Origin of the sequence: Alteromonas sp. RKMC-009 (genome assembly GCF_003584565.2) — a bacterium.
Lineage (GTDB): Bacteria > Pseudomonadota > Gammaproteobacteria > Enterobacterales > Alteromonadaceae > Alteromonas.
On record NZ_CP031010.1, the window covers coordinates 315,597 to 340,441 of the forward strand.

Annotated in this window: 19 protein-coding genes; 13 read left to right on the forward strand and 6 right to left on the reverse strand. The window is 50.4% G+C overall.

Annotated elements, in window-relative coordinates; all coding sequences use genetic code 11:
• Positions 1 to 44 precede the first annotated feature (44 nt).
• The 7 genes from DS731_RS01370 (at position 45) to DS731_RS01400 (ending at position 6,923) form a co-directional block, all read left to right on the forward strand.
• Entirely contained in the window at positions 45 to 944 is a 900-nt protein-coding gene (locus tag DS731_RS01370) for a LysR family transcriptional regulator (protein WP_119499655.1), read from the forward strand.
• Positions 945 to 1,035: 91 nt separating this feature from the next.
• A complete protein-coding gene (locus DS731_RS01375) occupies positions 1,036 to 2,265 on the forward strand; it encodes an amidohydrolase family protein (protein ID WP_119499656.1) in 1,230 nt (409 codons plus the stop codon).
• Between the two features lie 21 nt (positions 2,266 to 2,286).
• Complete coding sequence (mhpA, locus tag DS731_RS01380) at positions 2,287 to 3,879, forward strand: bifunctional 3-(3-hydroxy-phenyl)propionate/3-hydroxycinnamic acid hydroxylase MhpA (RefSeq protein ID WP_119499657.1); 1,593 nt, start codon at positions 2,287 to 2,289, stop codon at positions 3,877 to 3,879.
• Positions 3,876 to 4,307: a GlcG/HbpS family heme-binding protein gene (locus DS731_RS01385; protein WP_119499658.1), complete on the forward strand. Its 432-nt coding sequence runs from the start codon at positions 3,876 to 3,878 to the stop codon at positions 4,305 to 4,307. The genes mhpA and DS731_RS01385 overlap by 4 nt, the downstream gene beginning before the upstream one ends.
• On the forward strand, positions 4,304 to 5,191 hold the full coding sequence (locus tag DS731_RS01390) for a VOC family protein (protein WP_119499659.1): 888 nt from the start codon (positions 4,304 to 4,306) through the stop codon (positions 5,189 to 5,191). Before DS731_RS01385 ends, DS731_RS01390 begins: the two co-directional genes overlap by 4 nt.
• A gap of 20 nt (positions 5,192 to 5,211) precedes the next feature.
• Positions 5,212 to 6,036, forward strand: a complete 825-nt coding sequence (locus tag DS731_RS01395; protein ID WP_119499660.1) for a fumarylacetoacetate hydrolase family protein — start codon at positions 5,212 to 5,214, stop codon at positions 6,034 to 6,036.
• A 29-nt stretch (positions 6,037 to 6,065) separates the two neighbouring features.
• Entirely contained in the window at positions 6,066 to 6,923 is an 858-nt protein-coding gene (locus DS731_RS01400; RefSeq protein WP_202980696.1) for an alpha/beta hydrolase, read from the forward strand.
• A gap of 10 nt (positions 6,924 to 6,933) precedes the next feature.
• Here the strand turns inward: DS731_RS01400 and DS731_RS01405 are convergent, their stop codons facing one another.
• Both DS731_RS01405 and DS731_RS01410 read right to left on the reverse strand, forming a co-directional pair.
• On the reverse strand, positions 6,934 to 8,019 hold the full coding sequence (locus DS731_RS01405) for an ATP-binding protein (protein WP_119499661.1): 1,086 nt from the start codon (positions 8,017 to 8,019) through the stop codon (positions 6,934 to 6,936).
• Positions 8,004 to 8,717: a response regulator gene (locus DS731_RS01410; RefSeq protein ID WP_119499662.1), complete on the reverse strand. Its 714-nt coding sequence runs from the start codon at positions 8,715 to 8,717 to the stop codon at positions 8,004 to 8,006. Before DS731_RS01410 ends, DS731_RS01405 begins: the two co-directional genes overlap by 16 nt.
• A gap of 106 nt (positions 8,718 to 8,823) precedes the next feature.
• Here DS731_RS01410 and DS731_RS01415 point away from each other — a divergent pair, with 106 nt between their 5' ends.
• The 3 genes from DS731_RS01415 (at position 8,824) to DS731_RS01425 (ending at position 13,538) form a co-directional block, all read left to right on the forward strand.
• Positions 8,824 to 9,981: an efflux RND transporter periplasmic adaptor subunit gene (locus tag DS731_RS01415; protein WP_119499663.1), complete on the forward strand. Its 1,158-nt coding sequence runs from the start codon at positions 8,824 to 8,826 to the stop codon at positions 9,979 to 9,981.
• Positions 9,981 to 13,064, forward strand: a complete 3,084-nt coding sequence (locus DS731_RS01420; protein ID WP_119499664.1) for a multidrug efflux RND transporter permease subunit — start codon at positions 9,981 to 9,983, stop codon at positions 13,062 to 13,064. The genes DS731_RS01415 and DS731_RS01420 overlap by 1 nt, the downstream gene beginning before the upstream one ends.
• 141 nt (positions 13,065 to 13,205) lie before the next feature.
• Positions 13,206 to 13,538 carry a DMT family transporter gene (locus DS731_RS01425; RefSeq protein ID WP_119499665.1) on the forward strand — a complete coding sequence of 111 codons (333 nt, stop codon included), beginning with the start codon at positions 13,206 to 13,208 and terminating at the stop codon, positions 13,536 to 13,538.
• A 46-nt stretch (positions 13,539 to 13,584) separates the two neighbouring features.
• Here the strand turns inward: DS731_RS01425 and DS731_RS01430 are convergent, their stop codons facing one another.
• Together DS731_RS01430 and DS731_RS01435 are read right to left on the reverse strand one after the other, a co-directional pair.
• Entirely contained in the window at positions 13,585 to 14,199 is a 615-nt protein-coding gene (locus DS731_RS01430) for a glutathione S-transferase family protein (protein ID WP_119499666.1), read from the reverse strand.
• A 6-nt stretch (positions 14,200 to 14,205) separates the two neighbouring features.
• Positions 14,206 to 15,522: a glycoside hydrolase family 1 protein gene (locus tag DS731_RS01435; RefSeq protein ID WP_119499667.1), complete on the reverse strand. Its 1,317-nt coding sequence runs from the start codon at positions 15,520 to 15,522 to the stop codon at positions 14,206 to 14,208.
• A 260-nt stretch (positions 15,523 to 15,782) separates the two neighbouring features.
• Here DS731_RS01435 and DS731_RS01440 point away from each other — a divergent pair, with 260 nt between their 5' ends.
• Complete coding sequence (locus DS731_RS01440; protein WP_119499668.1) at positions 15,783 to 16,265, forward strand: hypothetical protein; 483 nt, start codon at positions 15,783 to 15,785, stop codon at positions 16,263 to 16,265.
• A 77-nt stretch (positions 16,266 to 16,342) separates the two neighbouring features.
• Here DS731_RS01440 and DS731_RS01445 read toward each other — a convergent pair whose 3' ends face one another.
• Both DS731_RS01445 and DS731_RS01450 read right to left on the reverse strand, forming a co-directional pair.
• Positions 16,343 to 19,681: a glycosyl hydrolase gene (locus DS731_RS01445; RefSeq protein ID WP_119499669.1), complete on the reverse strand. Its 3,339-nt coding sequence runs from the start codon at positions 19,679 to 19,681 to the stop codon at positions 16,343 to 16,345.
• Between the two features lie 69 nt (positions 19,682 to 19,750).
• Entirely contained in the window at positions 19,751 to 22,360 is a 2,610-nt protein-coding gene (locus DS731_RS01450) for a TonB-dependent receptor plug domain-containing protein (protein WP_161599067.1), read from the reverse strand.
• 317 nt (positions 22,361 to 22,677) lie between these two features.
• Between DS731_RS01450 and DS731_RS01455 the strand changes: the two genes are divergently transcribed.
• Complete coding sequence (locus DS731_RS01455; RefSeq protein ID WP_119499671.1) at positions 22,678 to 23,577, forward strand: helix-turn-helix domain-containing protein; 900 nt, start codon at positions 22,678 to 22,680, stop codon at positions 23,575 to 23,577.
• A 331-nt stretch (positions 23,578 to 23,908) separates the two neighbouring features.
• Positions 23,909 to 24,802 (forward strand): amidohydrolase family protein, encoded by an 894-nt coding sequence (locus DS731_RS01460; protein ID WP_119499672.1) that lies wholly within the window; start codon positions 23,909 to 23,911, stop codon positions 24,800 to 24,802.
• Positions 24,803 to 24,845 lie beyond the last annotated feature (43 nt).

A 24,845-nucleotide genomic window follows, 5' to 3' on the forward strand; every position in this document is an offset into this window, starting at 1 on the left:
GAATATAAAAAAGTATAAGTGCAGTTAATGCATAGGAGTGAGTCATGCGTATCGATCCCCGCACATTGCGTCTTTTTCTGGCGGTTTGCCGGGAGGGCACCATCAGTGGTGCTGCCCGGGCAGAGCACCTTTCCCAACCATCCGTTTCCGTAGCGATTAATCAACTGGAACGTGTTCTTGCTACCAAGCTTTTTGAACGTAACCGGCAGGGAATTTTGCTCACCCCGGCAGGGGAAGCGCTGAAGATCAAAGCGCAGGCGGTGGACAGCCTGCTGATCTCTGCGCAGGAAGAAATCAAACTGCTGGCGGAAGATATCGGTGGCCCCCTGAATATTGGCGGAACACCAGGCGCACTGGCGTCTGTGATGGGGAAAGTCATTAACAGTTTCAGCGAGCAATATCCGAAATTTAATCTGCGAATTATTGAGTGTCACGACGCCAAAGCTCAGCGTTTGCTGAAAAGTTACGAACTGGATGTGGCCATTCTGACGTCAGGTATGACGGACTCACCGGAGGATTTCTGTGAACTGCCGGTGATGACTGATCCGTTTTCGATTATCGTCGGGCAGGCGAATAAAGATCTTCCCGATATGATGAATCTGAAGCAACTGGCAGCAGCGCGCTGGGTACTGCCAGACAAGGTTGGCGGGTTCCGCAGGCAAATTGATGCCTTGTTTATCAACAGTGATGCGGCGCTGCCCGGCAACGCGATATCCTGTGACTCACTGCTTACTACAAAATCCATCGTGCGCTCGTCAGATTACATCACCATATTGCCAAATGAAGTGGTGAAATCTGAGCTGGAAAACGGCTCTTTACGGGCCATTAAAATTGAAGGTATTGCTTTCCAGCGCAAGGTGGGCCTGTTATGGCTGGCAGAGCGAAAGTTACCGGCAATTGCACAGGCTTTCATCGACCATACCGTGCAGTGTCTGGATGTATAGTCTTTACCTATATTTAACAAAAAAATAAATATTTGAACAAATATCTGAGAGTGCCAACATAAGCGTATATCCAGAAGAATAGGTGACGCTTATGCGTACAATAATTAATAACGCCAATATCTTCGACGGCAGCGGTAGTGACCTGGTTTCCGGCTCTGTTGCCATTGAAGACAAACGTATTGTTCAAATCAGTGACGCAGCCATTCCTGCACAGGAAGGTGACATTGTTATCGACGCAAAGGGCAAAACGCTTATGCCCGGTATGGTTGAAGCCCATGCTCACCTTACCTGGCCAACGTCGGTGGAAAAATTTGTACCGGGCATGTTCCTTCCCCCTGAGGAACTGGCGCTGACAGCAGCCCGCAATGCCCGTATTCTTCTCGACCACGGGTTTACCAGTGCTTATTCCGCAGGCGCGTTAAGTAAAACCCTGGAAATCTCATTAAATGAACACCTGGTAACCGGTGGACTGCCCGGTCCCCGTTTAATTCCGTCCTCTGTAGAGCGCGAGCCGCCCAACGATTCTGATCTCGATCCAGGTCATGTTGAACTGCATTCCCGTGGTCCGGAAGGTGTCAAAGAGTTCGTAAAAGACTGTGCGGATATTGGTGCGAAAGCCATTAAGTTTCTTATTAGCGGTGAAAGCGCACTGAAACCCGGTGCATCGCTGGAGCTGCTGTATACCGAAGAAGAATTAATGGCAGCCGGCGAGCAGGCAAAAGAAAGTAATGTGTGGCTTACCGGTCATGCTCATGCCTGCGATGCGGTGAAATTCGGGATTAAAGCCGGCTTCCGCATTCTGTATCACTGTACCTACGCCGATGATGAAGCCATTGATATGCTGGTGGCGAAGAAAGACGAAATGTTTGTTGCGCCTACTATCGGAATTATTCAGGCCACGCTGGATGCAAACCCGCCGCCGCATATGGACATGACCCATATGAAAGAAGACGCTGCCATTGTGCTGTCTAAGCTTAAAGCGCTTGTACCGAAGCTGAAAGCGAAAGGCGTAAGAATTCTGCCCGGCGGCGATTACGGATTCCCTTTCAACCCTAACGGCCGCAATGCCCGTGACCTGGAATTATGGGTTGAGCACTTCGGTTATACCCCTGCCGAAACCCTGCACGCAGCCACACAATTAGGTGGACAGCTGATGGGTATGGGTGACGAGCTTGGTCTGGTAAAAGAAGGTTACCTGGCTGACTTACTGCTGATTGACGGCGACCCAACCAAAGACGTCACCATTATGCAGAACAAGCAAAATATCGCGATGATTATGCAAGAAGGCCGTTTGTACAAAACGCCAGCCCGCGACAGCTAGCCCGCCATAAGGAAATTTACAATGTATGATGTAGCAATTATTGGCTGCGGGCCGGTAGGGGCTCTTGCGGCCAATTTTCTGGGAAAACGGGGGCTTGATGTCGTCGTTCTGGAGAAAGAAGCGAACCCGTATCCGTTACCCCGCGCCGTTCACCTCGACCATGAGATGGTGCGTTTATTCCAGTCTGTCGGCTTACACGACACCATTCTAAAAGATATGCGCGACACCGACGGTCATCTGCATATCGGCGCTGATCGCGGTGTCATCCGGTATATGGGCACAGTGGGCAAGCCCCGTCCTTACGGCTGGTCGAACGATTACTTCTTTTATCAGCCTGAGCTGGAAGATCACTTGCGAAATGCGCTGTCCCGTTTCAGCAACGTATCGCTGCGTCTGGGCACGGAATGTGTTTCGATCAGTCAGGAGACTGATACCGCCGGTAAACGCAGTGTAACGCTGGAAACCCGCACCGGCGATAAGGCGGAAACTGTTCAGGCCCGCTGGGTCATTGCCTGTGACGGTGCCCGCAGCGTGGTCAGGAAATCGCTGGGTATAAAGCTGGACGATTTGCAGTTTGAAGAGCCCTGGCTGGTGGTGGATGCCGAAGTAGAAGGGGAGATCCAGTTCCCGCCGCTGAGCGGTTTACCTGACGATGCCAATATTCAGCAGTTGTCAGTGATGATGTGTGATCCCGAACGTCCGGCGACTGTTGTGCCCGGCAGGGGTAACCACCGCCGCTGGGAATTAATGCTGCTGCCCGGTGAAGATGATCAGGCAATGATGCAGCCGGAAAAAGTCGCAGAGTTGCTTGCGCCTTATCTTAAAGGCGTTCCGCATAACATTGTGCGGGCTGCGACCTACCGTTTCCACGGTCTCGTGGCGGAACAATGGAAATGCGGTAATGTCTTTTTAGCCGGTGATGCAGCCCATCAGACTCCGCCGTTTTTCGGACAAGGTATGTGTCATGGTTTCCGTGATGTCGCCAATCTGGCGTGGAAACTGGACCTGGTATCTAAAGGCCTGGCAAATGAATCCCTGCTTAAAACCTATCAGCCTGAGCGTGACCCCCATGTGCGGGCTGTTATCTCTGCCGCAGTCGGTGCAGGTCGTTATATCTGCATGCTGGACAGGGAAAAGGCCGCTCAGCGTGACATAGACATACGGGAAAAGGTGAAAAAAGGTGAGTTGCCTACGACGGCCGCCGACCTGATCCCGCCAGTTACAGATGGCATTATTGCAGCAGAGACTTCGCAGGCCGGCCGCCGCTTCATTCAGCCCCGTTTGAATATTAACGGCTCGGAACAATTGTTTGATGATTTAACCCATGGCGACTGGCGACTACTGGTATCGGGACTGGATGTGGCGGGCAAAGCGTTAACTCAGGTTAAAAGTACCCTGCCGGACCTGAACATCGAAGTGGTCGACTTAAGCCAGTGGCGTGACCCGCAACTGACCGCCTGGTTTGAAGATGCCGGTGCGGGAGCGGTACTGCTGCGCCCTGACTACTACGTTTACGGTACAGCCAGTGAATGCTGTGCCTCACTTTTACAGCAGCTGAGAGACCAGCTTGACGGTGCTTGTGCTGCCACTCCACAACAGGAATCCATAGCATGACATTAACATTAGCCCTCGCTGATAAGATCATTGATGGCACCCTGCGTTATGCCAGAGAAAATAACGTGAATCCGCTGGCGGTTGTTGTACTTGATGCCGGTGCGCATCCGGTCGCTTTCAAGCGGGAAGATAAGGCCAGCTTGTATCGCTTCGATATCGCCATGGCGAAAGCAAAAGGTGCTCTTGGCATGGGCTTCAATACCCGTGGCATTGCAGAGAAAGCGAAGAATAATCCGGTATTTTTTGCCAGTGTCACCGCCATCAGCGGGGTTGAGTTGGCGTTATCACCGGGCGGCAATCTGATTAAAGACAGTCAGGGCAACATCCTTGGTGCTGTGGGAATAAGCGGTGACACCGGTGAAGTCGATGAGCACTGCGCCCTTGCCGGCATAGATGCCGTTACCGGAGAACTGGAGAGTAAAGCATGAAACTACGCAGTATAGAAATGGTGCTGCCGGAAGCAGATAAAGCCGCAGATTTCCTTGTGAATGTGTGGGGCACCAGACTTGCGGCTGTGCAAAACAACACACATTACATTCGCGGCTCCGGCACATTCCCTTATCTGGTTGCGCTGGAAGAAGGCGACAGCAAGTATGTACGCAGCGTTACCTTTGTGTGTGACAACAATGAACTGACTGCCCTGAAAGAACGTGTCGCTCAGTCCGGCTTCCCTTGCCGGCCTGAAGCGTGCACTGACCTGGGCGGTGGTGAAGGCATTGTTGTTGAATTGCCGGAAGGTGAATTATTGCGTTTTCTGGTGAATGCAGAAGAAGTCGATGCGCTGGACGATGACGATTTGCCGGTAAAACTGACGCATGTGGTATTCAATGCCACCGATGCAGAACGCACGGCTGATATTGTGGAAAAAGTGCTTAATTTCCGCGTGTCAGACCGCACCAAAGGCATGGTATTCGTACGCTGCAACGACTCCCACCACAGCACGGCTTTTGCCCGCGCAGGGTTCAGCTCTCTGAATCACATTGCCTTTGAGATGCAGGATATGGACGCGGTGATGCGCGGTGTCGGCCGGTTGCGTGACGATAAACGCACTCCTGCCTGGGGCCCCGGCCGTCACGGACCGGGTGACAACGTGTTTGCCTATTACATCGCGCCTTTCGGTGCGGTAGTAGAGTTTTCTACCGCCGTTGAGAAAGTGCCGGAAGATTACAAAGTGGGTGCGCCGGAAGACTGGACGTGGCCGGAAAACCGCATCGATCAATGGGGCATGTCTGACAAAGATTTCGCCGGGCTGAAAGTCGCTGAAGAAACCTTCCGCTTTCACCGCACATGGCAACCCGCGCCGCTGAATTAACCGACTCAGGAATATATTTTATGAAATACGTAAGCTTTACTACCGCCAGTGGCCAACAGGGCTTTGGCCGTCTTGACGGTGATGTGATCACCGATTTATCTGCACAGGCAGCTGATTTAAAAACGGCCATTACTGAAGACACCCTGTCATCGCTGAACAGCGAAACGACGCTCAGCCTGGCTGATGTCACATTAGGTCCGGTTGTGCCGAATCCTGATAAAGTATTCTGTGTGGGGCATAACTACGAGACTCACAGACAGGAAACAGGCCGCGCTGCCACTGATCATCCGTCAATTTTCGTGCGCTTTGCAGATTCCCTGTCTGGTCACAATCAGCCCATCGTGATGCCAAAGGTGTCAACGCAGCTGGATTTCGAAGGTGAACTGGCTGTGATCATCGGCAAAGGTGGCCGTTATATTTCTGAGCAGGATGCCATGTCTCATGTTGCCGGCTATGCCTGTTTCAATGATGCGTCTGTACGTGACTGGCAGTGGCACACCCGCCAGTTTACACCGGGCAAAAATTTCCCGACTACCGGCCCGTTCGGTCCTTACATGGTAACGCCGGACGAAGCCGGTGACCTTTCTGAGGTGCAGGTCACTACGCGCCTGAACGACGACATCGTGCAACAACAGCCCATCGGCGATATGATTTTCCCAATCGCAACGGTGATTGCGTATATTTCCAGCTTCACACCGCTGAAACCGGGTGACGTGATTGCCAGCGGCACACCGGGCGGTGTTGGCGCGAAACGCAATCCGCCACTGTGGATGAAGCCGGGCGATACGGTGTCGGTGGAAATTGGTCCTATGGGCAAGCTGGTGAATACCATCACCGCTGAGTAGTTGTTAAGCATCAGGCAGGAAAATAAACCATGGAAAACACCGCGGTAAGTGAACAAATCCGCCGTCTGGGTCGTGAACTCGGCCCGCCCGTGATGGAAGGTCTGTTGGCCATTCTGGGTGACGAGCAACGTCAGCTGGTGGCAAAACAGCCCGCCAGTGCCGTTGATGTGGCATATGGCGACCACGAGCGTCATGTGCTGGATATTTATGGCGCAGGCAGTCAAAACGGTGTGTCAAAGCCGGTATTCGTTTTTGTTCACGGTGGCGGTTTTCTGAAAGGCGATAAGGGCGATGGCGAGCGCTGGTATAACGCCTGCGTGGGCCGTATGGCAGCAGAACAGGGCTGGCTGGGTGTCGTAATCAATTATCGCCTGGCTCCTGATTTTGCCTGGCCTGCCGGTGGCGAAGATGTTACCCGCGTGGTCAGCTGGCTTAAGTCCAATGTGGCTCAGTATGGCGGTGATGCTGATAACATCATCCTGTGCGGTACATCCGCCGGCGCATGCCATGTAGCGACTTATCTGCAACTGAACTCGGGTAAAGCAGACATCACCGGTGCGGTGTTATTGTCCGGTTTGTACGGCATAACTCCGCTGGATGACCGTGACACTCTGTACTATGGTGATGCCGCAGATTACGGAACGCGTAAACCTTTGCCAGCATTAATTAAAACTTCTGTACCCCTGTTTATTGCCTGTACAGAGCTCGACCCCGAACGCTTCCAGAAGGAGTGCATCGGTTTATTACAAGAGCGATTGCAGGCAAATCATATCCTCGACAGAAGCATGCTCCTGTCCGGACATAATCACTATTCAGTGGCCGGCCATCTGGGTACATCCGATACCCGTTTACGGGATGAAATCAGTTCGTTTGTCAGAAGCCTGTAAAGCCGGAACTTTAGTGCTTTATAGGTTTACCCGTGGCGGGAAGCATAAGTGAGAAAATGCTGCCGCCACTTAAATTTCTACGATAGCTTACGTGACCTCCGTGTGCATGAACGATGGCTGCAACCACAGCAAGCCCGAGGCCACTGCCGTTATGGCGTTTATTCACAGATGCCTTTCTGAACGCAGAAAATATGGTTAATTCTTCACCTTCAGGAATACCCGGGCCTGCATCCTCAATCTCAATGGTGACAAAATCACCCGCTTTATCGGTTCGTATGTTAATAGGGCCGGAGTTGGCGTGCTTAGTGATATTGTCGAAGAGGGCCAACATCGCTTGTTGAAACCGTTGCGGGTCGCACCAGGCAAATCTGTGATTATATGTCGCTGAAACTGTATGGCCTGATACCAAAAACTGTGGTTGGCAAAGTGCGACCAAATGCGCCAGTTCGTTCGCGATATCTGTGCTTTCAGGCGTAATAGCCAGGTGTTCGTGTTCAGAAAGACTGACAACACGCAAATCTTCGATAATTCTACTCAGGCGGGTAACCTGATTCAGCAAGTTGTCGAACTGGGCTTTATCCGGCTCAAATATGCCGTCGGCCAGCCCCTGAATACGCCCCTGAAGAATGGTCACCGGGGTTCTCAGTTCATGCGCAATTGCTGCATTCCAGAAATGTTGCTCGTCGGCTGCGGTTTTGAGCTTATCCACTAACCCGTTGAAATTGTCTACCAGCAGTGAAGTTTCCTTCATGCACCTGTCATCTAACTCGATTTTTGATGAAAGGTCCCCTTCCGCGACAGATTTAATAGATATTAATAATGAATTTAGCGGACCAAGAATTTCTTTTGACAGGTGATAGGCGAAGAATGCCGCCATAGAAACCCCAACGGAAGTGATTACCATCATCCAGATCACTTCTGGTAGTGTCGGAATTAAAGACATCTCCTGTGGTAAATACTCAGGCCAATATTTGTCCAGTAAGTAGAAAAAGACATAGGAGGTCGCAAACATAATAAGCGACACACCAATCGCAATGGTCACCATAGACAACGCAATTTGCTTACCTAAACCAACGAGTTTTACTTTTTGTCGCATAGCTTATATCCCACGCCTCTCACGCCAACCATAAACCCTTCTACACCGCATTTCTCAAGCTTTTTCCGAAGCTTACTGATATGGCTGTCAACGGTTCGCTCCAGAGTTTCATTTTCGGGCAAACACTGTTCCAGCAAAGTGGACCGGGTGAATACCTTTGAAGGTTTCCGGGCCATTTCCAGCAATATTCTGAATTCGGTTAACGTAGGTTGAAGTAACCCCTCATAAGTAAGGGTTTTAACTTTCACGGTAAAATCGTCTGTATTGATTTCCAGAGGAGGAATACTGATAACCGTGGAAGTAGCAACGTCAGCCACAGTCATTGTGCGGCGTAATACAGCACTCACCCTGGCGACAACCTCGGCAGGATTGAAAGGTTTTACGATGTAATCATCAGCGCCAATCCGTAGCCCTGTTAGCTTATCGATATCCTGATCCATGGCAGTTAACATGATTACCGGCGTTTGATAGTTTGCCCTGATTTCAGAAAGTACCTGCCAGCCATCTTTTTCCGGCATCTGAATATCCAGCAATACCAGGTCTGGCTTACCGGACGCGTGGAGTGACAATGCGGTAACACCATCGGGTGCAGAGATAACATCATAACCTGACTTATTCAGATAGGCTGCAAGAATACTGACGATCTCAGGTTCATCGTCCACCACCAAAATTCGGGATTTAACGGCTTTTTCTGACATTAATTCAGGCTCTCCACACAATATCCACACTTCGTCAATCAATGCGCAACGGCAATGCCGGATACTACAGACTGTTTATTGTTTTTAGAACTGAAAGCCTTACCGAATGAAAAGAGAATTTACTTCAATAGCGTTACTCTGCCTGCTTGCTCTGGCAGGGTGTAGTGAACCATCGTCAGAAAAATATCAGCCCCGAATGGCCGTCAACGTAGCCGCGGTGAAGGTTTCGGCGCAGCCTTTTACTGTTTTCTATGATTTGCCTGCCCGGGTAGTTGCGCTTAGAACCGCTGAAATAAGACCTCAGGTGAGTGGCATTATTACCGGGCGTCTCTTTGAGCAGGGGACCACCGTGGAAAAAGGTCAGCCGCTGTTTCAAATCGAAGCGGCCCCCTTCAGAGCTGAAGTTAACACCGCAAAAGCAGCACTGGCACGAAGTGAGGCCGCACTTGCCCTGGCAGAAAATCAGTTGAAGCGTCTTAATGAGCTTAAACAGTCAGGTTCAGTGAGTGTGCAATCGGTTGACGAGGCATTCTATCAGCGGGATCAACTTAAGGCGGAAGTACAACAGGCTCAGGCAACACTGGAGAGGCGTCAGTTGGACTTGGATTTTACCGTAATTAAAGCACCTATCGCGGGTCGCGTAGATGAAGAGCTTGTCTCAGTGGGCGGACTGGTTACAGCACTGGGTACCACACCGCTGGCAATCATCAGGCAGGTCGATGATGTGTATGTTGATGTTCGCCAGAAAGCTTCTCTGCTGAGCGAAATGAGAACAGCGATTAATCAACTTAAGAAAACGCAAAACTCACCGGCTTCTATCAGTATTTCGGACAGTAACGGCAACCTGCTTTCTGAAAACGGCAGCCTGCTGTTTACCAGTATGAAAGTGAATGAGAACAGCGGCGATTTGCTCATTCGGTTACAGGCTGACAATGCGGATCAGACATTGATTCCGGGTATGTTCGTACGTGCCAGCATTCCTTCTCAATATTACGAGAATGCGCTGCTAATCCCACAGCAAGCGGTAGTAAGAAGTATGGGGAACACCCAAATCTGGATGGTGGATGCTGACGGGCAAGCCAGCTTACAAACCGTGGATTTAGGAAGCCTGAAAGACGGGCACTATCTGGTACATTCCGGATTGAAACCGGGTGACGAAATCGTTGTTTCCGGTGGCGATAAACTGCAGGAAGGCATGAGCGTATCGGTGAGTCCTGCTGAAGACACATCGCTTGTTAGCCGGGTTAAGCAGGGTAAACAGTAATGCCGCAGTTTTTTATTGAACGCCCGGTTTTCGCCTGGGTAATTTCTTTGTTTATCGTACTTGGCGGCATTCTCGCCATTCCTGGTTTACCTATCGAGCGTTATCCGTCGGTAGCGCCGCCCTCAGTAAATATCTATGCCACGTACCCGGGGGCAACGCCGCAAACGATGAATGACGCGGTACTCAGTCTTATCGAGAGGGAGTTGTCTGGGGTAGAGAATCTACTCTATTACGAGTCTTCTGCTGATACGTCAGGCATGGCGCAAATCACCGTTACCTTCGAGCCTGGTACGAACCCTCAGCTGGCACAGGTTGATGTACAGAATAAAATTAAAGCCGTGGAGCCACGATTGCCTCAGGCAGTGAGACAGAATGGTCTGACCGTGGAATCGGCATCCTCAGGATTTCTGATGATGATTGGTTTGCAGTCGGAAGCCAATACCTGGTCTGAAGTTGAACTCAGTAACTATATGGCACGGAACATCATTGACGATATTCGTCGCATAGATGGGGTGGGCCGTGTGCAGTCGTTTGGCGCAGAACAAGCTATGCGAATTTGGGTTAGCCCGGAGAAATTGCTTTCTTTCGACATCACAATGAGCGAAGTGACAGCGGCTATCAGTGAGCAAAACGTGCAAATAGCACCGGGGGCCGTGGGTGCTGCGCCGATTGTAAGCGGACAAAAAGTGACTATTCCGTTAACGGTTGACGGGCAACTCAGTTCGGTGAGTGGTTTTGAAAACATTATTCTAAGGGCACTGCCCGACGGTTCAAACGTAAAGCTATCTGATGTCGCGACAGTAGAACTTGGCGCGCAAACCTATAACTTTGCCATCCGCGAGGATGGTAACCCGGCTACATCGGTGGCGGTGCAGCTAGCGCCAGGGGCTAACGCCTTATCAACGGCTGAGGCGGTCATTTCCAGGTTAAAAGAAGTAGAGGAAACACTTCCTCAGGGAATGCGTTCCTCCGTGCCATTTAATACCGCGCCATTCGTTAAAGTGTCTATTGAAAAAGTATTGATGACGCTGGTGGAAGCCATGGTGCTCGTTTTTCTGGTGATGTATTTATTTTTACAGAATTTCAGATATACGGTGATACCCGCCATTGTTGCACCTATTGCCCTTCTCGGGACCCTCACCGTCATGCTGCTGGCCGGGTTTTCCGTAAACGTGTTGACTATGTTCGGCATGGTGCTGGCTATCGGTATTATTGTTGATGATGCCATCGTGGTGGTTGAAAACGTTGAACGTCTTATGCACAAAGGTATGTCACCGAAAGACGCAACCAAAGTGGCGATGAAAGAAATAACTGGCGCAGTGATTGGTATGACGCTGGTTATTACGGCAGTATTTATTCCCATGGCCTTTGCCAGTGGTTCTGTGGGCGTCATTTATAAGCAGTTCAGCTTATCGATGGCGATATCTATTCTTTTCTCAGCCTTTCTGGCCCTGTCTCTGACGCCAGCGTTGTGTGCAACTATTCTGCGTCCTGTCGATGAATCGAAGGTTAAACCCGGGTTCTTCAGATGGTTCAATGAACAGTTTGAGAAACTGACGGGTCGATATGGCAATATGCTGACCGGTTTACTGGGCAGAATGGCACGAGCATCTGCAGCCTATATTGCCATCGTGGTGGTACTTATAATGGGCTTCAACGCGTTACCATCAGCCTTTCTGCCGGAAGAAGACCAGGGCTATTACATGACGAGTTTTCAGTTGCCTTCTGATGCAACTCAGGAGCGAACACTGGATGTTATAGGGCAGTTTGAAGAGCAGGTGCTGTCCAGTGAAGGGGTAGAATCTAATGTCAGCATACTCGGGTTCGGCTTTTCGGGCTCCGGCCCCAATGCCGCGCTGGCGTTCACCATGTTGAAAGATTGGGACGAGCGCAATGGTGCAACGGTGAATGGCGAAATTGAAGCCACACAAACGGCTATGGCGAACACTACTGAAGGTATGGTGATGTCGTTGCTACCGCCACCGATTGATGGTTTAGGCACATCGTCGGGCTTCACACTCAGACTGCAGGATCGTGGAAATCATGGCACCGAAGCGCTGAAACAGGCGGAAATGCAATTGCTGTCCCTGGCATGGGAAAGTGAGTTACTTACCGGCGTATATCCTGAAGGCCTGCCTGCCGGTGACAGTGTGAAGCTGACTATCGACCGGGAGAAGGCGCAAACGCTCGGAGTGCCGTTCTCCAGTATCAGCGACACCTTATCAGCGGCAATGGGTTCGCTTTATATCAATGACTTCCCTAATAACGGTCGCATGCAACAGGTGATTATTCAGGCTGATGCGAGTGCCAGAATGAATGTGGATGACGTGCTGAGTCTGTACGTGCAGAACAGTAACGGCGGGCTGGTTGCACTGTCTGAAGTGGTTAAACCCCGGTGGCAGAGCGCTCCGCTGCAAATGGTTCGCTATCAGGGCTTCCCTGCCGCCCGCATTGCAGGCAGTACGGCACCGGGGGTATCAAGTGGTGAGGCAATGGCTGAAATGGAACGGCTGGCTACACAGTTACCCAAAGGCTTCACTGTTGCGTGGACAGGTCAGTCTCTTCAGGAACAGCAGTCGTCGGCACAGGCGCCTGTGCTGATGGCACTTTCCATGGTGGTTGTGTTTCTGGTTCTGGCTGCGTTGTATGAAAGCTGGAGCATCCCGGTGTCGGTAATGCTGGTGGTACCGCTTGGCCTCATCGGTACACTGGCGGCAGTATTTATCCGTGATATGCCAAACGATGTATTTTTCAAAGTGGGGATGATCACGGTGATTGGTCTTTCAGCTAAGAACGCCATTCTCATTATCGAATTTGCAAAACAATTGTACGAAGAAGGGCAATCAGCACTTGATGCCGCTGTGAATGCAGCTAAGCAGCGTTTGCGCCCTATTATGATGACATCACTGGCATTCGGATTGGGTGTCGTACCCCTCATGCTGGCATCCGGTGCCAGTTCAGAAACACAGCAGGCCATCGGAACCGGTGTGTTTGGCGGGATGGTAGCCGCCACCGTGCTGGCAATCTTCTTTGTGCCGGCGTTCTATGTGCTGGTGATGAAATTTACGAAAAGGACGGGCTGATGGAATTACTCCTGAGCATTATCGAGCTGTTACAATTTATCAATTTCCCGCATCCGGTTGCTGTTCTGGACTGGGAATTATGGAACGTTAGCATCCGTCGCTGAACGATTAGAAGAGTAGAGCATTTTTTAAGGGATACTAATGAAAAGTTGGTTATTTTTGGGCGTTGCGATTATTTCAGAGGTTATCGCTACGTCAGCATTGAAAGCGAGCGAAGGTTTTACCAAAGTCGGGCCTTCGCTGCTCGTTGTGGCTGGATATGGCGCTGCATTTTATTTTTTATCGCTCATTTTAAAAACGGTCCCGTTGGGCATTGCCTATGCGATTTGGTCGGGCATGGGCATTGTTCTGGTTGCAGTAGTAGGCTGGTTTGCATTTGGCCAGAAACTGGATGCCTGGGGCGTAGTGGGGATGACGCTGATCATTTGTGGCGTCGTGGTATTGAATGTACTTTCTAAGAGCAGTGCGCATTAGGAAATACGGCGGGACAGCTTTTCCTGTGTCCCGCCGTTAATTTCTTTCAAAGCGCTTTTTCCTTCAGCAGTGCCCGTTTAATCACCGGGCTGGCCAGCATTTGCTGATAGTGCTGAATAACGTATTCAAACTCTGAAAAATCAAAGCCAGCACGTTTCAGCCGGTTTACCGTCCAGAACAGGTAAGCGTCTGTAGCACTCCAGTCGTAACCATACCAGTAAGGGCTGGCTTTCAACCGCTTCTCTGCGGTTTGATACGCCGATTTTAACTGCGATGCTGCTACATCTTTCACTGCGCCAACATCAGTGGTTACGCCCAGTAAGTCCGGCTTGCAATAACGCGTGATCAGCGGGTGAAAGAAGCTGGCAAACCAGGCCAGATCGCTCACTGCTTCCACGTTGTTGATGTCAGCGGGCAGTATCCCTGCATCCGGATAGTGTGCGTGCAGAAACAGCAATATGGCCGGTGTTTCTGTAATCACGCCTGTATCTGTCAGCAGAGCCGGTACTTTTCCCTTAGGATTTACAGCTAAATACTCCGCCGTTTTATGGTCGCCTTTAGCAAGATGTACCGCGCGCAGGGCATAATTTGCCTGCGCTTTTTCCAGCATAATGATGGATATCTGAGAGCAGGCGCCTGACGAGGCGCATAAAGTCAGCATGCCGGACTACACACGGTTTTGCTTGAGAATTTTGGAATAAGCCAGCGCGCTGGGCTTTGGCTTCCGCTCAAAGGTTTTTCTGTCTACGGTATGCAGGCCGAACTTCGGTTCGTAGCCAGAAACCCACTCGAAGTTATCAAGCAGCGTCCAGTGAATGTATCCTTTTACCGGCACGCCCTTATCAATCACACTTTGCAGATGCTTCAGCGAGTTTGTGATAAAGCGCTCACGCTGGCTGTCGTCCTCAGTGCCAATACCGTGCTCTGTCACAAGAATTGGCTTGCCGGTTTCCGCATAGGTGTAGGTTACGCAGTTTGCCAGCGAGGAAGCATCTATCCAACTGCCTGAGTGGTTTTTCTCTGCATCGTCCGGCGTGGGAACGTGTCCATTTTTATCCCACACTACCTTTTCGTAATTTTGCACACCAATAAAATCAGTCTCTTCAACTTTCAGCCAGTCGCCGTAGTTGTATTTACGCATCTCGTTGCGCACAGAATCCGGACCTGCAGACTGATCATCCAGCATCGCCAGGGTAAAACCAACGTCCAGGTTGGTGCGTTCGGCTTTAATAGCCTGACGTGCCGCTTTATGCCCTTCAATAAGAATGGGGTTCATTACATCCAGATCTTGCAAACGCGCAGCATTCAGGCCGGTAAAGTGCTCTGATTGCGTGGCTCTGCCAGCGGCAGCCAGCATTTTTTCCTGCATGTCCCACACGAAAGGCGGGATGCCTAATACTTTCAGCAGACGAAGCAAATTAGGTTCGTTAAAGGTAACCGCATAGCCAATACCATCAGCCAGTTGCGCCGCTACTTTGCTGCAATAATTTGAGAACAGTGCAGGCGCTTCGGGATTGGTCCAGCCGCCGCGGGCAGCAAACCATACAGGGCTGGCAAAATGATTAAAGCTGACCAGAGGCACCATGTTGCGCTTGTGACAACCGTCGATAATGCGTTTGTAATGGTCAATCATTGCCTGGCTGAACAGGCCCGGCTCTGGCTCAATGCGTGCCCATTCAATGGAGAAACGGTACGCGCTGAATCCCAGATTGCTGCACAAATTTAAATCGGTTTCCCACAACTCAAAACTGTTGCAGGCATCACCAGACTGCTCTTTAAAGAGCGTTGGCTTTACGTTCTCCAGCAGCCAAATGTCTGAATTAACGTTATTGCCCTCAACCTGATGTCCGGCGCTGGCTGCACCCCAAAGAAAATTATCGGGAAACTGACCGCCAGCAGGTAGAGATGAAGATGCGACTTTGGCTAAAAGCGGGGCGCTCATAGTGGCGGAGGCCATAGCAAGGAATTGTCTGCGGTTGATCATGTTACGTCCTGATGTCAAAAATTAATTTCTTAACTGTAAAAATAACGTGAATTAACTCTCAGGAATAATAATCATTTTTGGCGGTTGTATAGTTTGGATTAATGGTTAAACCTGACACATTCCGCGAGCAGGGCGAACGGTTCGGGGATTTTTTCATCTATAGTTTTTATCAATACATGGCATCAAATAAATAATTTGTTCGTATTGAAGAAATTACGTAAGTTACATTTTGTTAAAAACTTGAAAAGGATGATAACAAAATGAGCGATATGACCCTGAACCGCTACAAAAGCCTTGAAACCGTGGTAGGAGCGGTCATCAACGGCTTATTCAGTTTGTTTTTTGTTTTCCTGATCTTCGGAGGGCTGGACGTGGTGCCTATGCAGGGCGACAGCGGTCTGTTCATTGACAGCATTCCTCAGGGGCTGGCTATCGGCTTTATGGGGGCGTTCTTTCCCTCATTTCTTACCCGCAAGCGTATCCGCAACGGCCAGTTGCACATCAATGGACAATCCGGTCACACATCGTGGCTACCGTCTCATCCCGTGCTTCGTGCACTGGTGTTTGCTGTATTTGGAGCGGCCCTGTCATTAAACTTTTTTGCGTTGCTCACTTTTGCTGTAAATATCGAAGCCCTCGCGTTCAGTACAGCCGCTGTAGTAAAAACAATCTGGGGAATTTGTCTGGGGGGGCTTGTTGCTGCTATTACCATCCGCCTCGCGCTGAACGATTACGCTCATTGAGTTCAAAAACGTCTTTGCACCCATGTGTCAGTGGTGTTGCCCCGGTGAAGGCCGGGGCTTTTTGAGATCAAAAGCATTTACCACTTCAGCGACACATCGCCCAACAGACCAGAAGGTCTGAGCGGTGCATCCGGCACATAGGCGGGCAGGGTGGTGAAGGTATACTTCTGCTTCACATCCGGCTGCGCGTCACCGATTAAGCGGTTCACCCACAGGTTCGTAATATTCAGCGTTACCGTGTTCTCACCGGCTTTCAGATAATCCGATACGTCGGCTTCGAACGGTGGCTTCCACAGCGTGTTCACTACCTGCCCGTTCACGACCACTTCCACCACATCCCGCACATCTTCAATATGCAGCTGTACAGGTTTGCCTTGCATCGCCTTATCGATGTTGAAAGATTGGGTGTAGCTGGCGGTGCCGGAGAAATAACGGATACCGGTATCGTCCGACTCCGCCCAGTTTCCGGCTGACAAGGTCGCTTTGGCTGGGGCGCCACGGTCTTGCTGGAAGGTCACCTGCCATTCGTCTTTCAGCGTTTTTGATTTGCTGAACGTGGAAGCAACCTTACTCACTTTTGCCGGTGAATCACCGAATACCACATAACCGGATTCGTAAGGTGCCAGGGTCTTTTCAATCACGGTGATCCCGTCTTTGATTTTGCTATTCAAAGCAGTCACGGCACCGGTAACCGCGTTGTAGTGATACGGCTTCTTGCCCGACACATTGAACGACAAGGTGACCGGTTCTTCGCGGTTTTTACGGTTGGTGTAGTAGTAAATCTCTTCACTGTCTGTCTGACGGTGAACGAAGAACAAGGTGGTGTCGTCATGTTTTCCTGCGTAGCGGAAGTCCGGTGTGATACCGGCTTCTTTAATACCGCTCTCTACGTCGTCGGCATTGATAACTCGGCCTTTGCCGGTTTTACCGCTCCACAGTTTAGTTGCAAGATCAGTAAAACGGGCTGTATCGTCTGCCAGCGACGGGCTGGCAAGAGGCTGCTTGCCAATCACTGTTGCACCGTTGGTCACCAGTTCAGCAATACGTTGCAACACGGGCAGTGTCATGTATTGCGACGTGCCGCCAAGATACAACACGGCATAGCGCTGGCCAGAGTCTGTGCATAAATCCTTACCGCAGTTTTCAAGCAACTCAGTAATGATGTCGTTATTCACATAGTCATACGCATTTTCCAGCGGTACATCTTCTGAGGGCTTGTCGTTGTATAGCGCGGTGGGCGGTGTGTCTTCACCGTAGAAGTAAGCCACATCCGCCTTGAAGTGACCCTGCTGCAACATGTAAGCGTTACGGCTGATGTAGGTTACCCAGGGTTTTGCATACTCTGCCCAGGTTTCCAGGCGGTTAAAGTACTGCCCAAACACAAATAAACTCAGGCCAGGGCCATCGTCGTTGGGCTGGTGAACCGATGTATGAATGATGGGGCGGTTTACACCTAGCGCAAATTCCATGTCGATCATGGGCTGCAAATCCCGGGGCGAGAAGGCCCAGGGCGAAGACGCCGAGGTCAGCGATTCTGCCGCTACCAGATTTTGCCCGTAGATGTGCGCCACAGATGCCGCTTCACGGATATCTGCCCAGTACTGCGGCTGCGGCCCAACCTGATTTTGAGTATCGAAGGCCCACATGGCGGCCATAGGCACATCGGCGTTACTGCGAATACGCATGCCGTCACCCAATGTAGGGCGACCGTTCTCCAGCGCTTCGGAGTAGTGTTTCAGGCCCGCTTCTTTTACCCGCTTGCTGATCACGGCGTAGTGGTTGTCTGCCAGCATTTCGCCTAAGGTTAAGCGGTAGTCGTAGAGAAATTTATCGGTTTGTACCGCATCACCAATGATCACGCCAACCAGGGCCGGTAACCAGGGCGTTAAGTCGTAACCTCGACGCTGCTTGAATTCCGCAAACATGTTCGGCGTCCAGTTCGATGCGCCCACTTCAATACTGTCGTTGAGTAACGCTTTTACGCCTTCACCTAAGGCGTACTCGCCGCTGGCGTCTTTATACATGTTGAGATAGTGGTCGATGTACGCATTAACCGCGGCTGCGTCGTATTTATCCACTTCCAGCCCGGTGGCTGCCACTGTAGCCGGGTGGTTTTCTTTACCGGTTAAGCTGTAGCCCAGGCGGATGATCTTCCATTGCCCTTTTTCCGGGTGCCAATTCAACGAGCCGTCGGCATTGAGCTTGTCGGTGATATCAATAACGGCGTCTTTGGCGATACCTTTTTCATCGTGTTGATACGACAGCGGATAGTAGTCTTCAACAATGCCGAAACCGGCTTTATCTTCGAAGCGGTGCACTTTTGCCTGCGGGTAAAAAGCCACTTCCAGCAGGTTTACCGGCTCTTGTTTCTTCTCACCCGTAGGTAACTGAAAGCCCGGAGGCGGCGCAGCGCCCGGTGCAGCAGAAGACGGTAAGGCAAATTTACCGTTCGGGTTTGCGGTCATCACAATTCGCATATACTGCGCGTTAACCGCAGGAAAACTGATGGTGGTTTGGGTGGTTGAACCTACCGGAATGGTGGTGACATCCTCAAAGTTCTTACCATCAACACTGGCTTGCAGGGTGGGCAGAAAGGCTGCCGGAATAAACATGCCCGGTGGTGGCATGGCAAAAGATAAACTGCTCACCGTTTTGCTTTCACCAAAATCGAAGGTTATTTCCAGCGGGGCATCCGGGTGTGACGTACTGTTCGTGGACGCGCTGAAAGAACTGTCACTTAATACCGCTAAATCCAGCTTGTCATCATTGTTGGTGCTTACCGAAACCGGTTGAATGCGTTGGTCGTGCACCGGTACCGCCAGTACGGCGATGTCTTCGTAATGTACCGGCAAAGTTTTGTGACCATGGGCCGGATCAGCAAAGATTTCGTCGGAGCCATAAAAATCCTGAAAAACGCCGGTATTGGTGGGCGGTTGGGGCACCCGAACGGCTTTTTTCTGTCTGGCGTCGATGGTAATTTCGCTCCACGCCAGCTTTTTCATGCCTTGTTCCGGCTTCACCCAGGGACCCCCGGTTTCACTCCAGCCCGGCGACGCGGCGATACCGAATTCAAAATTGTGTTTATTCGCTTCGCTCAGTGCATATTCAAAGGTGTCTTTCCAGGCCGGTGTCATGTATTCCAGTGTGGTATCGACAATTTTGGGTGTCATTAACTGGGCGTCAAAGTTCTGCACACCGCCAATACCCACTTTGTTCATCCAGGCGAGATCTTTTTCTATCCCTTCACGGGTTACGTTACCGTTCATCCAGTGCCACCACACTAACGGTTTGGCAGATTGAGGCGGGGTGATGAAGTCGTCTTCGAGTGTGCTTGCAGCGCTGTTGAATGAAAGCAGAGAAAGGCCCAGCGCCACTTTGGATAACGTGAATAGAAACGGTTTTACGGGTTTGGTCATAAACTTGCCCCTTAAAAATGATAATGAGGGCTGGCACTCTCGTGGCAGCCCTCCGCGTAGGAAAATTAATTAAAAACGGGTTCTGAAGCCAACAGATAAGAAGCGGCCCATGCTCTTATAAGCCACACCCTCATCGATGTTACGGAACGGAGGATCTTCGTCCGTCACGTTATCAATGTTGAACGTTACCTGCGTATCCATGCTGAAGTCATAGCTGGCGAACAGCGACAGGGTGGTGTAGGAATCGATATGTTCCTCTGCCACATCAGCACTGCCACGGTAATAAACTGTACCGGAGAAGTACCAGTCGTCACGACGTAAGCCTAAAGTGGCCACACTGTTGAACGCTGAAATGGCTTCGTTAAAGTCACCCAGTGCCAGCGTGTCGTTAAAGCCGGCGCCTTTTACGTTCTCTTTGTCACGGTTCATGATGTAGGTACCGCTTAATGAGAAGTCCAGCTCGCCTAAATCGATATCGCCAAACCATTGCACTGAGTAGTCCAGACCATCAACTTCGTAAGCGCCCATGTTCGATTTACGCTGGTCGCTTACCACATAGGGTAAGCCGTAAATGTCGACCATGGCTTGCAGGCTTTCGTAACCCTGAGTCGGGAAGTCGCCAAATTTCGCGATGATTTCTTCCACCGATGACGGGTTTACAATGTAGTAGTCTTCATTCACTTCTGCATCATAATACGCCGGGCCGAAGAAGAAGCCTGCGTTCTGATCCAGACGATCTTCGTACGCAATGCTCCAGTACGTCAGTGACACCTTCGTGGAGTCGGTGACGTACCAGTCAGTCCCTAATGACATAGTTTCTGCGGTTTCAGGCTTAATGCCTTCTGACGCACCGCCTAAAGTAAATGACGGCTTAAAGAAATCAGGGACGAAGGGGCTGTCTGATGAACGCAGCGGACTGATTGGCAGGAACAGTTCATACTGCAGCGGTGCCGCTAAGTCAGCCAGTGCCGGGGCGTGGAATGATGTGCCCCAGGTACCACGAACGGTAACGTCTTCGGTGGGGTTCCAGGTCACCGCAATTTTCGGGTTTGAACTTGAGCCTACGTCGTTGTACTTGTCGTAACGGCCGGAGATAGACACGTCCAGATGCTGGATACCCGGCATCATATTGTCATCACCAACAAGGGGGATGTAAATTTCACCGAATACCGACTTAACGTTACGGTCGATGTCGCGTACTGAAGAGGTAGAAGGGTTACCCACTTCGCCAGCCGTTACCGACTGATAGAAGGATTCTTCACGGTATTCTGAGCCTACCGCTGCCCGCATCATACCCCCGGCAATTTCAAACATGTCGCCGTTGGCAATGACTTTGAATTCCGTTAAATCCTGATCAGTACTGGTGTCGTCAAGCCAGTTATTAATGCCTGCCAGTACTGATGCACTGGTTTGTGACACGTCATAAGGGTTAAGTGCCGTCTCAGTGGTACTGGCAGAAAGTGCTGCAAGCTGAGCATCAGCGTTAATAGAATAGTCATGATAGTACGACGTACTCTTACCGTAGTTCACGGTACCTTTAATTTTCCACGTATCGGTGAGCTGATAAGTCAGGGTGGGCGTAACCTGCCATTGCTCATACATGGACGGGTTTGCGCCGGCGCTGCCCCACACATCCGCGTAAGAGAATGAAACCGTGTTAGAGGTCTCATCACCCACAGCGATAAAATAAGGGTTGTCAGAGGTAATCGTTGCGGAAGCACGAATATCTGAAGGGTCGTAATCTGTGGCTTCACGGCGTGAATAGTACGCCAGCACATCCAGGCTTAAACGGCTGGACAGTTCCTGAGTCAGGTTGGCGAACAGTGAATAACGGTCTTCTTCCGGATAATAAGACTGGTCGTCGTAGGTAGAACAGTAGTTCGGTGATGATGCATCTACACCGGGCAAACCATATAAGGTGTCGTCTAACAGAATGTTACCGGGCGTACAGGACGTAGAACGGTAATCTGCACCGCCAACACCGGTGAGATCTTCTTTAATGAAGTCCTGATCTTTACCGTACATCGGTGAACGGTCGCCGTAAGAGAATGCAGTGACCAGTGTGCCTTTATCCCAGCTTGTGCCAAAGCCGCCGGAAATATCAATGCGGTCGTAGTCGCCCGCACCCATACCATATTGTACGCTAAGTTCACCGCCTTCCATGTCTTTCTTAGGAATGAAGTTGATGACACCGGCAACAGCATCAGAACCATAGATAGACGAGCCGCCGTCCGGAATCACTTCTACGCGCTCAAGCAAACTTGCCGGGATCATCGACGAGTCCACCCAGTTCATCGGGCCAACCGGTACGAGGCGGTTACCGCCCAACATGACCAGAGTCGCCATTCCGCTCAAGCCGCCAATACCGCGAATTTGTGGTGGCTCAAAAGGAATTGAGGCTGTGAGGGTATTTTCCGGCACGGCGTTGAAGTCTGCCATTTGTGGAATACGGCGAAGCAAATCGGTCGCAGAGGTCACACCCTGCTCAATGATTTTTTCCTGATTCAAACCAATCACGTTGGAACCGACGGGATTAACCCCTTCGATCAACGTACCGGTAACGGAAATGACTTCAACGTCTTCCTCGTCTTCTGTTTGTGTGTCCTGTGCAATGGCAGTGGCGCTCATTGAAACGCTTAATCCTGCAATAACAGCAAGAGAAAGCTTGTGTAGTGGCATGGGTGTTTTCATCGTTATAACTCTCAGTATTAACCGACAGGTGTGTAATTTGTTACCAAGATTTAACAATGCATATACAAAAGTAAAATACTATATTTTTAATAATGTATTAGTTCAGACTATGCATGCCCTGTGAGGTCAGGCAGAGTAAGGTTTTCCCGTGGGGCAATTCTCTACGTGATATCGAAAATATAAATATCAAATATGATTATTATGGATTGAAAATGATTGTTTGTGAGTCCTGAATGGCTTGCGATACGTAAAAAACCTTGGGTTTTGTAAACAGTTGTTGTACTTTTTAATCAGAATTTTCCTTCGTGAAGCAGTTTTTAGCCGTGAAGCCAGATGAAATCCCCTTCTATGATTTATATGGTGAGTCGTTTTTAAAGCTAAGCGCTGATTTTGTTCATCTGGAAGATATCCGCGCCCGCAGTGCGGGATTGGGGTGGGAGATCTCGCCTCACCGCCACGGCAAATTATTCCAGCTTATTTGTGTGTTTGATGATGAATGGACAGTGCAACGGGATGATGAAAAGCTGACGCTTCAGGGAGACTGGGTAGTGACACTACCGCCCGGCGTAGTGCACGGATTTACCTTTGCGCCGGACACAAACGGCTACGTGCTTTCCGTTAATGCCGATGTGGTAAATGCATTGCGCAGTGACAGCGCTATCGCGGACTTTACCGGTGCAGTATGGTCTTCACAGGCTATTGAATTTCAGGACAAGCATCAGTCTGAACGGTTCGTTGCTTATCTGCATATGCTGGCCGGTGAAATGCGCAGCAATGATCCCGGCGCCACAGTGAGCATCCATATGTTGCTTAAACTTCTGTTTGTGCTGGTTGCCAGGCAACAAAATACAGCCCGTAATCTTGCCGGTACATCGGGCCGGGATTCCAGAGTATTGTTGGGCTTTCGTGAGCTCATCGACAAGCATTATCAGCAACATATGAATGTGAATGATTATGCATCGAAATTGTACATTTCTGTCTCTACCCTTAGCCGCATATGTCAACAGCATCTTAATACCACCCCGAAAAAGCTGATCCACCAAAGGCTGGTAAATGAAGCGAAGCGGCGACTGATTTACACCCGGCAATCGCTGGATGAAATTGCTGATACGTTAGGGTTCAAAGATACCGGCTATTTCTGTCGTTTCTTTAAACAGGCGGAAGGTACTACGGCGGGGGAATTCAGACGCCGGAGCGAGCTGTAAACGTTCTGCTGCACTGGTATCTGTTTATGACAATTTATTTATGGCTGTAAAATCTGTTTTGAATGCTGATGAAAGGGGCGAAAGCCTTTTAATTCTTATTTAAAAGGCTGAATTGTAAATAGTGCTTTTTTACTTGTATTTTTCGTATCGTTATAGAAAAAACTAATGTCTGTCGTCGCATTTCTTAACAGCATCTGTTGATTCGCGGTAGCATACTGTTAGCCCTGAAACGGCTTGTAGTTATTACGCCGCAACTGAATCGTTTCTGACAGCGAAATCCGGTGCCCGAAATATTTTGCGCTCCTTTCACTGTCAGCAGGAGAATGAATTAATGAGTGGTTTTACTGTTGATGCCGACTGGCTGCACTGGTGCGAGTCACCGTCGAAGCCGAAGTTTGTGGTTCCTGAAGGTGCTGTTGACGCCCATTGCCATGTGTTTGGTCCCGGTAATGAATTCCCCTTCGCGCCGGAGCGCAAGTACACGCCATGCGATGCGTCTAAAGACCAGTTGTGGGCGCTACGTGATTATCTGGGTTTCAGCCGCAACGTCATTGTTCAGGCTACCTGCCACGGCGCTGATAACCGCGCACTGGTTGACGCACTAAATCACTCTGATGGTCTCGCCCGCGGCGTTGCTACCGTAAAAGCGGATATTACTGATGAGGAGCTTCAGGCTCTGCATGCCGCTGGTGTACGGGGCGTTCGATTTAACTTCGTAAAGCGGTTAGTAGACGCGCTGCCCTTCGATTCGCTGGGCACTATTGCTGAGAAAATTAAGCCTCTTGGCTGGCATATCGTTATTTACTTTGAATCTCAGGAACTGCCTGAGCTGTATGATTTCTTCACCAGCCTGCCGACCACTGTTGTGGTTGATCACATGGGCCGCCCTGACGTAACAAAACCGGTAGACGGGCCTGAGTTTGCTCTGTTTCTGAAACTGCTGGAAGAGAATAAAAACTTCTGGTCGAAAGTAAGTTGTCCTGAGCGCTTGTCCATTGTGGGACCGGAAGGTGGCTACGAAGACGTTGTGCCGTTCGCCCGGGAAGTGGTTACCCGTTTTGAAGACCGCGTGCTGTGGGGAACAGACTGGCCGCATCCGAACATGAAAACACATATGCCGGATGACGGGCACCTGGTGGATATGATCCCCAAAATCGCCCCCACAGAAGCATTGCAGCGTAAATTATTAATTGATAACCCCATGCGCCTTTACTGGGCGGATTAATCATCGCCGCCGGTGCCTTCAGGAATGATGCAGGTCTGGCTGG

What these genes read in the sequence shown, in the direction of transcription:
- DS731_RS01430 (WP_119499666.1), bottom strand. Translation starts at nt 14,199, where the DNA reads ATGCTGACTTTATGCGCCTCGTCAGGCGCCTGCTCTCAGATATCCATC.
- DS731_RS01370 (WP_119499655.1), top strand. Translation starts at nt 45, where the DNA reads ATGCGTATCGATCCCCGCACATTGCGTCTTTTTCTGGCGGTTTGCCGG.
- DS731_RS01400 (WP_202980696.1), top strand. Translation starts at nt 6,066, where the DNA reads ATGGAAAACACCGCGGTAAGTGAACAAATCCGCCGTCTGGGTCGTGAA.
- DS731_RS01410 (WP_119499662.1), bottom strand. Translation starts at nt 8,717, where the DNA reads ATGTCAGAAAAAGCCGTTAAATCCCGAATTTTGGTGGTGGACGATGAA.
- DS731_RS01460 (WP_119499672.1), top strand. Translation starts at nt 23,909, where the DNA reads ATGAGTGGTTTTACTGTTGATGCCGACTGGCTGCACTGGTGCGAGTCA.
- DS731_RS01375 (WP_119499656.1), top strand. Translation starts at nt 1,036, where the DNA reads ATGCGTACAATAATTAATAACGCCAATATCTTCGACGGCAGCGGTAGT.
- DS731_RS01405 (WP_119499661.1), bottom strand. Translation starts at nt 8,019, where the DNA reads ATGCGACAAAAAGTAAAACTCGTTGGTTTAGGTAAGCAAATTGCGTTG.
- DS731_RS01415 (WP_119499663.1), top strand. Translation starts at nt 8,824, where the DNA reads ATGAAAAGAGAATTTACTTCAATAGCGTTACTCTGCCTGCTTGCTCTG.
- DS731_RS01385 (WP_119499658.1), top strand. Translation starts at nt 3,876, where the DNA reads ATGACATTAACATTAGCCCTCGCTGATAAGATCATTGATGGCACCCTG.
- DS731_RS01450 (WP_161599067.1), bottom strand. Translation starts at nt 22,360, where the DNA reads ATGCCACTACACAAGCTTTCTCTTGCTGTTATTGCAGGATTAAGCGTT.
- DS731_RS01425 (WP_119499665.1), top strand. Translation starts at nt 13,206, where the DNA reads ATGAAAAGTTGGTTATTTTTGGGCGTTGCGATTATTTCAGAGGTTATC.
- DS731_RS01435 (WP_119499667.1), bottom strand. Translation starts at nt 15,522, where the DNA reads ATGATCAACCGCAGACAATTCCTTGCTATGGCCTCCGCCACTATGAGC.
- DS731_RS01395 (WP_119499660.1), top strand. Translation starts at nt 5,212, where the DNA reads ATGAAATACGTAAGCTTTACTACCGCCAGTGGCCAACAGGGCTTTGGC.
- DS731_RS01440 (WP_119499668.1), top strand. Translation starts at nt 15,783, where the DNA reads ATGAGCGATATGACCCTGAACCGCTACAAAAGCCTTGAAACCGTGGTA.
- mhpA (WP_119499657.1), top strand. Translation starts at nt 2,287, where the DNA reads ATGTATGATGTAGCAATTATTGGCTGCGGGCCGGTAGGGGCTCTTGCG.
- DS731_RS01390 (WP_119499659.1), top strand. Translation starts at nt 4,304, where the DNA reads ATGAAACTACGCAGTATAGAAATGGTGCTGCCGGAAGCAGATAAAGCC.
- DS731_RS01445 (WP_119499669.1), bottom strand. Translation starts at nt 19,681, where the DNA reads ATGACCAAACCCGTAAAACCGTTTCTATTCACGTTATCCAAAGTGGCG.
- DS731_RS01420 (WP_119499664.1), top strand. Translation starts at nt 9,981, where the DNA reads ATGCCGCAGTTTTTTATTGAACGCCCGGTTTTCGCCTGGGTAATTTCT.